This window comes from Nocardia sp. No.11 (assembly GCF_038752175.1).
GTDB lineage: Bacteria > Actinomycetota > Actinomycetes > Mycobacteriales > Mycobacteriaceae > Nocardia > Nocardia canadensis.
In genome coordinates, this window is sequence record NZ_JBCGFB010000021.1 from 17,701 (window position 1) to 30,128 (window position 12,428).

The 12,428-nt window shown below is 70.4% G+C and carries 13 protein-coding genes; 7 read left to right on the forward strand and 6 right to left on the reverse strand.

Annotation, left to right across the window (positions count from 1 at the left end; genetic code table 11):
* Positions 1-3 precede the first annotated feature (3 nt).
* The 7 genes from V8688_RS09510 to V8688_RS09540 all read left to right on the forward strand — a co-directional run bounded on the left by V8688_RS09510 (position 4) and on the right by V8688_RS09540 (position 6,048).
* Positions 4-1,539 carry a trypsin-like peptidase domain-containing protein gene (locus V8688_RS09510; RefSeq protein ID WP_218719896.1) on the forward strand — a complete coding sequence of 512 codons (1,536 nt, stop codon included), beginning with the start codon at positions 4-6 and terminating at the stop codon, positions 1,537-1,539.
* Positions 1,540-1,573: 34 nt separating this feature from the next.
* Complete coding sequence (tatB, locus tag V8688_RS09515; protein WP_218719895.1) at positions 1,574-1,999, forward strand: Sec-independent protein translocase protein TatB; 426 nt, start codon at positions 1,574-1,576, stop codon at positions 1,997-1,999.
* Positions 2,000-2,181: 182 nt separating this feature from the next.
* Positions 2,182-3,039 (forward strand): hypothetical protein, encoded by an 858-nt coding sequence (locus V8688_RS09520; protein ID WP_218719894.1) that lies wholly within the window; start codon positions 2,182-2,184, stop codon positions 3,037-3,039.
* Between the two features lie 116 nt (positions 3,040-3,155).
* Positions 3,156-3,728, forward strand: a complete 573-nt coding sequence (locus V8688_RS09525; protein WP_218719893.1) for a hypothetical protein — start codon at positions 3,156-3,158, stop codon at positions 3,726-3,728.
* 90 nt (positions 3,729-3,818) lie between these two features.
* Positions 3,819-4,892 (forward strand): XdhC family protein, encoded by a 1,074-nt coding sequence (locus tag V8688_RS09530; RefSeq protein ID WP_316575947.1) that lies wholly within the window; start codon positions 3,819-3,821, stop codon positions 4,890-4,892.
* 93 nt (positions 4,893-4,985) lie between these two features.
* Positions 4,986-5,579, forward strand: coding sequence for a TetR/AcrR family transcriptional regulator (locus tag V8688_RS09535; RefSeq protein ID WP_342800638.1), 594 nt, complete (start codon positions 4,986-4,988; stop codon positions 5,577-5,579).
* A gap of 1 nt (position 5,580) precedes the next feature.
* A complete protein-coding gene (locus V8688_RS09540; RefSeq protein WP_342800639.1) occupies positions 5,581-6,048 on the forward strand; it encodes a DUF6640 family protein in 468 nt (155 codons plus the stop codon).
* Positions 6,049-6,163: 115 nt separating this feature from the next.
* On the opposite strand, the gene V8688_RS09545 is transcribed toward V8688_RS09540, so the two are convergent.
* The 6 genes from V8688_RS09545 to dapE form a co-directional block, all read right to left on the reverse strand.
* Positions 6,164-7,102 (reverse strand): glucosyl-3-phosphoglycerate synthase, encoded by a 939-nt coding sequence (locus V8688_RS09545; protein ID WP_218719889.1) that lies wholly within the window; start codon positions 7,100-7,102, stop codon positions 6,164-6,166.
* Positions 7,099-7,977, reverse strand: a complete 879-nt coding sequence (folP, locus tag V8688_RS09550) for a dihydropteroate synthase (protein ID WP_342800657.1) — start codon at positions 7,975-7,977, stop codon at positions 7,099-7,101. The genes V8688_RS09545 and folP overlap by 4 nt, the downstream gene beginning before the upstream one ends.
* A 120-nt stretch (positions 7,978-8,097) precedes the next feature.
* Positions 8,098-9,864, reverse strand: coding sequence for a long-chain-acyl-CoA synthetase (locus V8688_RS09555; protein ID WP_218719888.1), 1,767 nt, complete (start codon positions 9,862-9,864; stop codon positions 8,098-8,100).
* Positions 9,865-9,875: 11 nt separating this feature from the next.
* Complete coding sequence (locus V8688_RS09560) at positions 9,876-10,427, reverse strand: TIGR00730 family Rossman fold protein (RefSeq protein ID WP_218719887.1); 552 nt, start codon at positions 10,425-10,427, stop codon at positions 9,876-9,878.
* A complete protein-coding gene (locus tag V8688_RS09565) occupies positions 10,424-11,227 on the reverse strand; it encodes a TIGR00730 family Rossman fold protein (protein WP_218719886.1) in 804 nt (267 codons plus the stop codon). The genes V8688_RS09560 and V8688_RS09565 overlap by 4 nt, the downstream gene beginning before the upstream one ends.
* Positions 11,228-11,263: 36 nt before the next feature.
* Positions 11,264-12,358, reverse strand: a complete 1,095-nt coding sequence (dapE, locus tag V8688_RS09570; protein ID WP_342800640.1) for a succinyl-diaminopimelate desuccinylase — start codon at positions 12,356-12,358, stop codon at positions 11,264-11,266.
* Positions 12,359-12,428: the final 70 nt, after the last annotated feature.

Below are 12,428 nucleotides of genomic sequence, written 5' to 3' on the forward strand. Positions count from 1 at the left end.
GGCGTGACAGGCGAATCGACGAATTCCGGATCGACCGAACACGCGGATTCGGCGGCCGACCGGGGGAACCTGCGGCCGTCGGACGCGCCGAACCTCGGCCCGCGCCCGGTGTACCGGCCGCACATCGACAGTCATACCGCGCGCGCGTTCCGTCGCCCGAACGGTCAGACCGGCTCGTTCGCGCCGCACGACCCGCAGCGGCCCGGCCCGGCCGCAGGCGCCGATCAGCTCGTCAGCCAGCGCCCGCCGGACGGCGTGCTGGCCGAGGCATTCTCCCGCCCCGAAGGTTCCGACGAGCTGCTGCAGCGCGAACCGGGCTCCGAGGAGCCGCGCACCGTCGTCGCGGGCCCCGTCGATCCCTGGCGCGATCCCGCCGCCACCGCGCGCCTCGGCGCGCCTGCTGTCGAGACGCCCGCGCCCGAGCGCCTCCCCGCCGCCCCCAAGCTGACCGCCCGCGAGGTGCTGTTCGGCTCCCGCGTCGCGCCCAAGGCGCTGGCGCTGCTGGCCGTGCTCGCGCTCGGGATCGCCGTGCTCGGCGGCCTGGTCGGGCGGATCACCGCCGAGACCGCCTCCACCCTCACCTCCCGCAAGGTCACCCTGGACCAGACCGCGGGCATCGAGGAACCGCACAGCCGCATCGCCGCGGTGGCCAACGCCGTGCTGCCCTCGGTGGTCTCCATCCGGGTCACCGTCGGCGACAACGGCGCGACCGGTTCGGGCGTCGTCATCGACGGCGCGGGCTACGTCGTCACCAACAATCACGTCATCTCGATGGCCGCGACCGACAAGTCCGATCGCGCCGCCATCCAGGTGCAGTTCTCCGACGGCACCCGGGTGCCCGCCGAGATCGTCGGCCGCGATCCCAAGACCGACCTCGCCGTGCTGAAGGTCGAGGCCAAGAACCTGACCGTGGCCAACCTCGGCAAGTCCTCCGACGTGCAGGTCGGCGACGACGTGCTGGCGGTCGGTTCACCGCTGGGCCTGAGCAAGACCGTCACCTCCGGCATCGTCAGCGCCCAGCACCGCCCGGTGAAGCTGGCCGGTGAGGGCAGCGACACCAACGCCGTCATCGACGCCGTGCAGACCGACGCCGCGATCAACCCCGGTAACTCCGGCGGCGCGCTGGTCGACATGCAGGGCCGGGTGATCGGCATCAACACCGCGATCCGCAGCGAGACCGGCGGTTCGGTGGGCCTCGGCTTCGCCATCCCGGTCGACGTCATGCAGACCGTCGCCCAGACCTTGATCCGCGACGGCCAGATGCACCACCCGGTGATCGGCCTGAGCGCGCGCACCAAGACTGTCGCCAACGAGGTGATGAGCGGTGCCGCCGTCGCCGATGTGAGCCCAGGCAGCCCCGCTGCCAAGGCCGGCATCGTCGAGGGGGATGTCATCGTGAAGATCGGCGACCGCGAGGTCACCGGACCGGACGAGCTGGTCGTCGCGGTGCAGGCGCGCAAGATCGGCGAGACGGTGAACGTGCAGTTGATCCGCGATGGCAGGCAGGTGGACGTCCCGGTCACGCTCGAATCCGACTGAGCCGCGACCGCGCCGTCCAGGTAGCCTGGACTGCGTGTTCAGCAACATCGGGTGGAGCGAGATGATGATCCTGCTCGTCGCCGCCCTCGTGATCCTCGGCCCGGAGCGCCTCCCCGGCGCGGTCCGCTGGACCACGCGTTCCCTGCGCCAGGTGCGCGACTACGCCAGCGGCGCCACCTCGCAACTCAAGCAGGAGCTGGGGCCGGAGTTCGACGAGCTGCGCAAGCCGCTGGCCGAGCTGAACGAGCTGCGCAACATGAGTCCGCGCGCCGCGGTCACCAAGCACCTGCTGGGCGGTGACGATTCGGTGCTGCGCGGCCTGGAGAGCGCGGTGCCCGACAAGCAGCAATTGTTCGGCACGAGCAGTGGGATGCCGGGCGGATCGGGGTCGTCCTCGCCCTCGCTGTCGAAGCCGCTGGGCCACAACGAGCGCCCGCCGATCGACTTCGACGCGACCTAGACCCCCGGATAACACCGCACGGTCGGCATTTGCCACGAGGTCGCGCGCCCCGGACACAGCCGCGGCTACCTCGAAAGATTGTGATAGCCGACAAGTCGGACATGATACGCGTTGTGCCGCAATACAGTTCGATGTCAACCGATATAGACACGGAATGCTGTCGAGCTGTCTAGACTTCGCACATGTCGGCCGATGACGTGGCACGAGTCTTCGCGATCGAGGACAAGGTCGAGAGACTCAAAGCAGCCACCGACGGGGTGGCGGCTGCCCAGCAGACCATCAACGAACTCACCAGGATCAGGCGCGCCGTGATCCGCGAACTCCACGCCGAGGGCTGGACGTTCGCCCGGATCGGGGCCGCCGCCGGCCTCTCGCGTGCGCGCATCCACCAGGTGAGCACCCAGGGACCGGTCCCCGAGGGCCTGTTCTTCGGGCACGGCACGCTGACCGTGCTCGCGCCCGAGGTCCGCGCCGGGCGGCTACTGGGCGCCCCGGACCCGGCCGCGGCCCAGCGGCTGGCCGAGCTCCTGCGTCAGCTGGGTTTCGTGGCGAATGTGGAGACCTTCCTGCCCGGCAGGCCGGTCGACCTCAACCGCGACGGCCTGGTGATCCTCGGCGGCCCCGAGCTCTCCCCCAGCCTGCGCCAGCTGGTGGTCGCCGATCCACGCCTGCGCCGGACCGTCACCCGCGCCGGCGACACCCGTCGCGGCATCGAGGACCGGGCCGCGCGGCGCGTCTACCGACCCGGCGGCACAGAGCCGCACGACATCGCCTACCTGGCCCGGCTGCCCCGCCCCGACCGGCGCGGCAGCGTCATGCTGATCGACGGACTGCACCCGCCGGGGTCCCTGGGTGCGATCCGATTGCTGGCCACCCGGCTCGCCACCCTGCACGAACGCGCGAGCAGTCACTTGTTTTCGGTACTCATCGCGGTCCGTTACGACCGCACGTCGGGCGAGCCCGTAGATGCCGACCTTCTCACCCCGGTTTATCGGCACGAAACCGACCCAAGGTTGGCTACGACCCGGGTTCGTCCATAGTTAGATCTAAACTGAGCTCACTTTGTGATCTGCATCACGCTATTGTTATGCAGCACAGAATACCGACGATGTTTAGATTGCTAGCGAGTAACCGAATGTGAGTAGGTGAGCGTCACATGTTCTCGTCTCCCGAGGCCAGCGCGTGCCGGGTCCTGCCCGTGCGGGCGGCAGGCACCCAGGATCCCCGACCCGTGCCCCCGTTCGAGGCCGAGTCGACCGCCGCCGACGTGATCGTCGCGACCCATCGCCTCACCTACAGCGACCGCCTGAAGGTCTTCATCGGCCCGCACGAGGACGTGGACAGCTTCCTGCGCCCCCTGCGCCGGATGGACGGCAGGCAGCGTTACGCGCTCGATCTGACCGTGCTGCCCGAGCCGATGCCCGCCACGGAGGTCACCACGGCGGTGAGTGGCGCCCGTGGCGATCTCGCGCTGCGCTGCGCGGGCTCGGCCGACGCGATGACCCTCCAGCTACGGGTGACGATCGACCACATCACCCGCCGCTACACCCTCGGGTTCCCCGGCGGCAGGCTGGGCCTGCCGACGGTCTACCTGCCGCACGGCGACGACGACACCTACGTCTACCCCGAAGAGGTGTTCACCGCCGAGCGCGCGGCCGCGGTCTTCCGTGGCTTCTTCCACGACGGCGCGATCGGCGCCGATCTGCAGCACCGCGAGATCCTCGACTGACCGGCGCTCACCGCGCGCCGATGCTGCGCGATAGCTAGGCTGGTCACAACGGTCACAACGCCTCGGTGACCGTGGAGAGGCCGGTGGGCGATGCGGGAGCTGTTCGACGAGATCCTCGCGCTACTGGCCGTCCAGCCGGTGGCGCTGGCCAGAATCGTCGACCGGACCGGCACCGGACCGCGCGACACCGGCGCCGCGATGGCGGTGGCCGCCGACGGGCGGGTCGTCGGGTCGCTGTCGGGCGGATGTGTCGAGGCGGCCGTCGTCACCACCGCGAGCCAGGTCCTGCGTGACGGGCACGCGAGTACCGAACGCTTCGCCGCGGCCGACGAGTTCGCGGTCGGCCTGCCCTGTGGCGGCGAGATCGAGGTCTTCGTCGAACGCCTCGACGCCACCGATGCCCCGCTGTTCGGCGCGCTCGTCGCCGCGCTCGCGGCGCACGAGCCGGTCGCCTACGCGACCACCCTCGAATCCGCCCCGGATCGCCGGCTGCTGCGTCCCGGGCGCGTGGAGCCGTGGCGCGAGCTCGACCGGGACGCGGCCGCGCTCCTCGCCGCGGGCCGCAGCGGCCTCATCGGCGCGCAGGACTGCACCCCGGCCGCCGCCGACAGGCCACGCACCTTCGTCCAGGTCTTCCGCTCCCCCGCGCGCCTGATCCTGGCCGGGGCCAACGACTACACCCGCGCGCTCGGCGTGGCGGCGGCCCAGCTCGGCTACCACGTCACCGTCGTCGACGCCCGCGAAACCTTCACCACCCCGGCCCGTTTCCCCGCTGCCGACGCGGTGGTCCTCGACTGGCCGCACCGGTACCTGGAGGCGGAGCGGCGGGCGGGCCGGATCGACGAACGCACCGTCGTCTGCGTCCTCACCCACGACGCCAAGTTCGACGTCCCGATGCTGGCGAGTGCGCTGCGCCTGCCCGCCGTCGCCTTCGTCGGCGCGCTCGGCTCCCGCCGCGCCCACGCCGACCGCACCGCGCGCCTGCGCGACGCGGGGCTCACCGAGGCCGAGATCGCCCGCGTCCGTAGCCCGCTCGGCCTCGACCTGGCCGCGCACACGCCCGAGGAGACCGCGATCTCCGTCCTCGCGCAGATCCTCGCCGAGCGCGGTGGCGCGTCGGCGCGGCCGCTCGCCGACCTCGACGGGCCGATCCACCGCCCCTGACTCGAATCGGGTCGCCCCTCTTGTTCTTGCCGCGCCAATTTCGATACAGTTTGTTTCATAGATTCGAAACAAGCTGTCTCGCAAGGAGGTTCTGTGCGACCACCCGATCCCCGTACCGTGCGCAGTCGTGAGGCCGCGCTCGTCGCGGCCAGGCAGCTACTGGTCGAGCAGGGCCTGGCCGGGCTGACGCACGGCGCGATCGCGGCACGCAGCGGAATCAGCCGGGCCACGCTGTACCGCCTCTGGCCGGAGCCGACCGATCTGGTGCGCGCCACCATCACCTGGCACATCACCCTCGCCCAGGCACCGCCCACCGGGAACCTACGCGCCGACCTGCTGACCGCGCTGGCGGGCACCCACGCGATGTTGCACGAGCCTGCCAGCGAACAGGCGATACGGGTGCTGATCGAAAGAGCCGCTGTGGACCCGCAATTCGCGGCCGTCAAGGAGTCGGCGTACCGGTCGGGCACCCGGGTGGTGCGCACAATCCTCACCGCCGCGGTCGAGCGCGGCGAGTTGCCCGTCGATCTCGATGTCGACCTCGCCGTCGACCAGCTGCACGGCCCCCTGTTCTTCCGCAGGCTGGTCGCCCACCGCACCTTCGACCTCGACTACGTCCGGGCGGTCGCCGACGACTTCCTGCGCCATCGCCCGACGAATCCGCCCTCCCGGCAAGGACCTTCGTGACATGACGAGCACCACCCCCGTAACCCGCTCCGCCCCACGCCTGCTCGCCGCCTCGATCGCCCTCGTCACCGTCTTCGGCGCGCTCCTAGCCGATGTCGTCATCCCCGCGAGCGCCGACCAGCACCTGGCCAACGACGCCTGGCCGCCACACGCGAAATTCCATGACGCCCAGTACATCGTGATGTCGATCCTGCTCGGCGTGCTCGCCCTCTACCTCCTGCGCGGCGACGTCACCCGCTCCCGCCTCCGCACCGCCTGCGCCCTGCTCGCCACCCCCTGGCTGGGCCTCCTCGGCGCCTTTCTGTTCCCCGGCACCGCCGTTCAAGACCCCGAATTCCACAATCCCGCGCCCCTGGGCCTGCACCCCCAGGTCCTGCTGGCCGTGGTCGCGCTGATCGTCCTGGCCGTCGCCACCACGCTCGTCGCCCGCGAGGACTCGCCCGGTTGCGCGGGCCGAAGCAGCGGGTGACGACGAACGGCGGACGAAGCCGCAGAACGGTCCCTCGGTGGTCTCTACCGCGCTCGCAACCCGGACAGTGGACGGGCGCCCCGTCGACGTGACGAGGCGCCCGGTGGGTGGGAGATTACGCGGCGACCTGTTCGGGGCGCAGGGTTTTCATCGGGGGGCGGTCTTCGAGGGAGACCTCGGTGGAATGGGCGATGAATTCGCCGCCGATCATCGGGAACTGGGTGAGCGCGGCGCCGGAATCGATGACGCCGCTGCGGCCCAGGGCGGTGCCGAGGATCTGGCGGCTCATCACGCCGAGATCGGCCAACGGGCGATTGCGGTGGGTGCGCACGCCCAAGTTGACCTGGGTGATGGCGTCCATGCCCATCTGGTCGTAGGTGTCGAGCAGCAGGCCGATCTCGACACCGTAGCCGGGGGCGAAGGGGACGGCGGTGAGCAGTTCGCGGGTGCCCGCGTACTCCCCACCGAGTGGCTGCAAGACCTGGGACAGTTCGGGCCGCAGGGCCGCCAGCAGCGGCCGGGCGACGAGCTCGGTGACCCGGCCGCCGCCGTTGGCGTCGACGGACTCGCCCTGGCGCAGCGGACGGCGGTAGTAGGCCTTGGACAGGTGCGTGCCCGGCATGGTCAGCAGCGGGCCCAGCAGTTTGGGCACGAAGTCGGGATCGGGGTCGATCAGATCGGAGTCGACGAAGGCGATGAGATCGCCGGCGGTACAGGCCAGCGAGCGCCACAGCACCTCGCCCTTGCCGGGGACCGGTTCGAGCTCGGGAACGGCTTCCTCACGGGTGATCACCTCGGCGCCCGCCGCGCGAGCGCGTTCGGCGGTGGCGTCGGTGGAGCCGGAGTCGAGCACGATCAGTTCGTCGACCAGTGTGCCGAGCAGCGGCCGGATGCTGGCCACCACCGCGGCGACGGTGTCTTCCTCGTTCAGCGCGGGCAGCACCACCGAGACGGTGCGACCCGCCTTGGCGGCGACCAGTTCGCCGACCGTCCAGTCAGGGGTGTCCCAGGTATGGGTAGTGGCCCAGGCGGGCTCGCGGTGTTGGATTTTCATGCCAGACCTCGCAGAGTTCGTGCGGGGGGCCGGATGCCCTGGATCGCGGCGATCATGTCCACCACCCGCCGGGTTTCGGCGACCTCGTGGACCCGGAAGATTCGAGCGCCCGCGGCGGCCGACCACGCGGTCGCCGCCAATGTGCCCTCGACCCTTTCGGTCAGACCGACACCTAAAGTCTCCCCGATAAAATCCTTGTTGCTCAGTGCCATCAAGACTGGCCATCCGGTTTTTACAAGACCGTCGATTCCGCGCAACAACTCGAGCCCGTGATAGGTGTTTTTCCCGAAATCATGGGTGGGATCGATCACGATGCCATCGCGGCGCACCCCCGCGGCCGCCGCGTTCTCGGCCGCGGCGACAACGGTCGCGGTCACCTCGGCGACCACATCGGCGTAGCGGACCCGGTGCGGGCGGGTGCGCGGAATCGCGCCGCCGGTGTGGCTGCAGACGATGCCCGCGCCCGTCTCGGCGGCCACGTGCACCAGCTCGGGGTCGGCTCCGGCCCAGGTGTCGTTGACGAGGTCGGCCCCGGCCGCGACCGCGCTGCGGGCGACATCGCCGCGCCAGGTGTCCACACTGATCAACAGGTCGGGATACTTCGCGCGGATCGCCGCCACGAACGGCACCACCCGCCGCGTTTCCTCGGCGGCGTCGACCGTGGCGCCAGGCCCGGCCTTGACCCCGCCGATATCGACCAGGTCGGCGCCCTCGTCGACCGCGCGGGCCACCCGGTCCATGGCGGCCTCGTCGCTGAACGTCGCGCCGCGATCGTAGAAGGAATCGGGCGTGCGATTCACGATCGCCATGACCAGGGCCCGATCCGTCTCCACCGGCCGCCCGCACAAGGTGGGGCCGGGCCGCCCCCGCGCGATTTCCGCCGACGGGTCGGAACCGCTACTGCTGGCGCTGCGGGCAGGCGGTTGTTCGTGTGGTCGGGGTTCGGGCGTGCCCGACGAGGTACCCATGTTCATGCGAGCTCAGACGTTACCTTGCTAGCGCGGGGCCTGACCGGCCGCGACGTCGGCCGCGTAGCCGTCGTAGGCGGGGACGTAGCCGGTGGCCGGGCCGGACAGGACGTAGAGCCGACTGTCCGGGTCCGGGGTGTAGCCCTGTTTGCGCAGCTCCACTTTGCGGCTCTTGAACGTCGAGGTCTGTTCCAGTTCGGCCACCACCCGGACGAACAGCGGGATCGCGTAGATCGGCAGACGCTGGTAGACCGTCGCGGCCAGCGACTTGCCGTCGAATTCCGCGCCGGGGCGCAGGGTGACCGCGGCCATGCCCGCCTTGCCGTCGGTGCCGGGGATGTCGACGCCGTAGACGACGGCCTGCTCGATGTTCTCGTCGTGGTCGAGCGCGCCCTCGACCTCGGTGGTCGCGACGTTCTCGCCCTTCCAGCGGAAGGTGTCGCCGAGCCGGTCGACGAAGGCGATGTGCCAGAAATGCTGGTCGCGGACCAGGTCGCCGGTGTCGAACCAGCAGTCGCCCTTCTTGAAGCCGTCGCGGACCAGCTTGGACTCCGAGGCCCGCTTGTCGGTGTAGCCGTCGAAGGGCTGACGATCGTTCACCTTCGCCAGCAGCAGACCGACGCCGCCCGAGCGCACCCGGCGCAGCTTCCCGTCGCGCCCGCGCTTGGCCTTGCCGGTCTCGTCGTCGTACTCGACGACGGCGTAGGGCAGCGGGCACAGACCGGCGGTGCGATCGAGGCCGAAGGCGTTGACGAAGGCCAGCGGCGCCTCGCTGGACCCGTAGAACTCGACCACCCGGCCGATCCCGAACCGGCTGCGGAACTCGTCCCACAGTTCCGGGCGCAGGCCGTTGCCGACGGCCAGGCGCACCCGGTTGTCGCGCTCGGCCTGCCGCACCGGCTGGTTGAGCAGGTAGCGGCACAGTTCGCCGATGTAGATGAACGCGGTCGCGCGCTCGCGGGCGATCTCGTCCCAGAAGCCCGAGGCCGAGAACTTGCGGCTGAGCACGTAGGTCGACTCGCCCGCCAGCACCGCCGACAGCGCGACCGTCAGCGCGTTGTTGTGATAGAGCGGCAGACAGCAGTACAGACCGTCGTCGGCACGCAGCCGGACCCCGAGGCCGCCGAGCCCGGCCATGCTCTTGGTCCAGCGGTGGTGGGTCATCACGCTGGCCTTGGGCAGGCCGGTGGTGCCGGAGGTGAAGATCAGGAACGCGCGTTCGCCGGCGGTCACCCGCGCGCACACCGCCGGGTCGGCATCCGGTGCGGTGCGGGCGGATTCGGCCAGTTCCTCGGCGGCGAGGACGTGCTCGGCGGGCGCGGGCAGCGAGGCCAGCGCCTCCCCGCACTCGGCGCCGACCACGGTGAGCACGCTGTCGAGCAGGCCGATGCTGTGCGCGAGCACCTGATCGCGCTGGTTGTAGTTGAGCAGGCCGACGGTGCCGCCGAGCTTGAGCACCGCGAGCACGGTGAACAGCGTCTCGGGACGGTTGGTCATCAGCACGCCGACCACGTCGCCGCGGCGCACCCCGCGCCCCGACAGCACCGACGCGTACCGGTTGACCTCGCTGTTGGCCGCGCGATAGGTGTAGGAGCGGCCCTCGAACCGCAGGAACACCCGATCGGGCCGCCGGTGCGCGACGCGCTGGAAGTACAGGCCGATGGAGGCTTTGTCCTTGGGCCCCACCAGCATTCCGCGCGCGTTGCGCAGCATGCCGGGCGCGTCGAGCGCCATGGCGGGCAACGCCTTGGCGAGATCGAACACGCTGACGGTCGAGCGGGCGTCGTTGCTCACGTCGAATTCTCCTAGCCCTGAGCCGGTTCCAGCGCAGCGAAGGCGGCGGGCAGATCGGCGACCACGGTGATGCGGTCGCGCGCCTGCCGCGTCACGATTCTGCGTTCGTACAGTTCATCGATCCAGCGGAAGAGCCCGCCGTAGAAGCCGTCGGCGTCCAGCACCACCACCGGTTTGGCGTGTTCGCCGAGGTAGCCGCCGGTCCAGGTCTCGAACAGTTCCTCGAGCGTGCCGACCCCGCCGGGCAGGGTGAGGAAGGCGTCGGCGCGGGCCTCCATCAGCTGCTTGCGCTGACGCATGGTGTCGGTGACCAGCAGTTCGTCGGCGTCGACATCGGCGACTTCCTTGTGCACCAGGTGTTTCGGGATCACCCCGATGGTGTGCGCCCCGCCCGCGCGGGCGGCGGTGGCGACCGCGCCCATCATCGACACATGGCCACCGCCGGAGACCAGTTGCCAACCGCGCCGGGCGATCTCGGTGCCGACGCGGGCGGCCAGGCTGATCAGGTCGGGATCGGTGGTACTGGCCGAGCAGTAGACGCAGATCGAGTACGGCGCGCTCACCACTCGTCCTCGGTGCCGAGCCGCTCGATGTTCGCGTGATCGCCGGTCTCGCCCTGGATGATCCGCACGACCTCCTCGACGCTGTCGGTGAGCTGGATCAGGTCGAGGTCTTCCGCGGCGATCTTGCCCGAGCCGGCCAGCGACTCGCGCAGCCAGTCGACCAGGCCGGACCAGTACGCGGTGCCGAACAGGATGATCGGGAAACGGGTGATCTTGCGGGTCTGCACCAGGGTCAGCGCCTCGAACAGCTCGTCGAGGGTGCCGAACCCGCCGGGCAGGCAGACGAAGGCCTGCGAGTACTTCACGAACATGGTCTTGCGGACGAAGAAGTACCGGAAGTTGATACCGAGATCGACCCACTCGTTGAGGCCCTGCTCGAACGGCAGCTCGATGCCGAGCCCGATCGAGTAGCCGCCCGCCTCCGAAGACCCGCGGTTGGCGGCCTCCATCGCGCCGGGCCCGCCGCCGGTGATCACCGCGAAACCGGCCTTGGTGAGCGCGGCGCCGATCGCCATGCCCGCCGCGTATTCGGGATGGTCCTTGGACGTGCGCGCCGAACCGAACACGGTCACCGCGGGCGGCACCTCGGCGAGCGCGCCGAAACCCTCGACGAACTCGGCCTGGATCCGCAGCACCCGCCACGGATCGGTATGCACCCAATCGCTGTCCTGGCGGGTGTCGAGCAGATTCCGGTCGGCGGTCCGCACACCCTGCTTGCGTTCGCGGCGAAACATCACCGGCCCACGGAACTTCGCCGTCGATTTGACCTTCCCAGCCTGATCAGCGGAATCGGTAGACATGCCCCCACGCTACTGGGTCGGGTCGAACACCAGTCGTCAGCGGGCTGACAGGTAGGTGCGCAGCATCGCGGTGACGGCGGTGATCTGGCTCAGCGGCACGTGCTCGTCGCGCTTGTGCGCGAGGTTGGGATCGCCGGGGCCGAAGTTGACCGCGGGGATGCCGCGCGCCGCGAAGCGGGAGACGTCGGTCCAGCCGTACTTGGCCCGGACACCACCGCCGCCGTGGGCGTTGACCGAGTCGATCAGGGTGCGCGCGGCGGGCGCGGTGAGGCCGGGCAGGGCGCCGGGCGAGGAGTCGGTCACCACGAACTCGACGTCGAGCCCGGCGACGACCTCGCGCACGTGCGCGACGGCCTGCTCGACGGTCCGGTCGGGCGCGAAACGGAAGTTCACATCCACCTCGGCGACATCGGGCACCACATTGCCCGCGACCCCACCGGAGACCCGCACGGCCGACAGCCCCTCGCGGTACACGCAGCCGTCGATGTCGACCTCGCGCGCGTCGTAGGCCGACAACCGCGCCAGTACCGGCGCCAGCCCGTGGATGGCGTTCTCGCCCAGCCAGGCCCTGGCCGAGTGCGCGCGCACGCCGGAGGTCGTCAGCCGGACCCGCAGCGTGCCCTGGCAGCCCGCCTCGATCCAGCCGCCGGAGGGCTCACCCAGAATCGCGAGGTCGCCGTCGAGCCACTCGGGCAGCTCGCGCTCGATATGGCCGAGGCCGTTGAATTCCGCGGCGATCTCCTCGCCGTCGTAGAAGATCAGCGTCAGATCGTGGGCCGGGTCGGCGATAGTGGCCGCCAGATGCAGGAATACCGCGTCGCCGGACTTCATGTCGACGGTACCGCAACCGAACAGCACCGGCTCCCCACCGACCTCGTCGGGCCGGCTCGGCACGTTGTCGGCGATCGGCACGGTGTCGAGATGACCGGCCAGGATCACCCGCGTCGGCAGCCCGCGGTTTGTGCGCGCCAGCACCACGTTCCCGTGCCGCAGCACCTCGAACCCGGTGGTCTGCTCCCGCAATGCCTGCTCCACCAGATCCGCGATCTTGGCCTCGTCGCGCGACACACTGGGAATGTCGACCAGGGCGGCGGTCAGCTGGACGGGATCGGCACGCAAATCGAGAGTCACATCTCGACAGTAGTACGGACGCCGCCCCGGCTCGCCGCGTTCGCCGGGCGGCGCGTTCGCACGAAGCGGC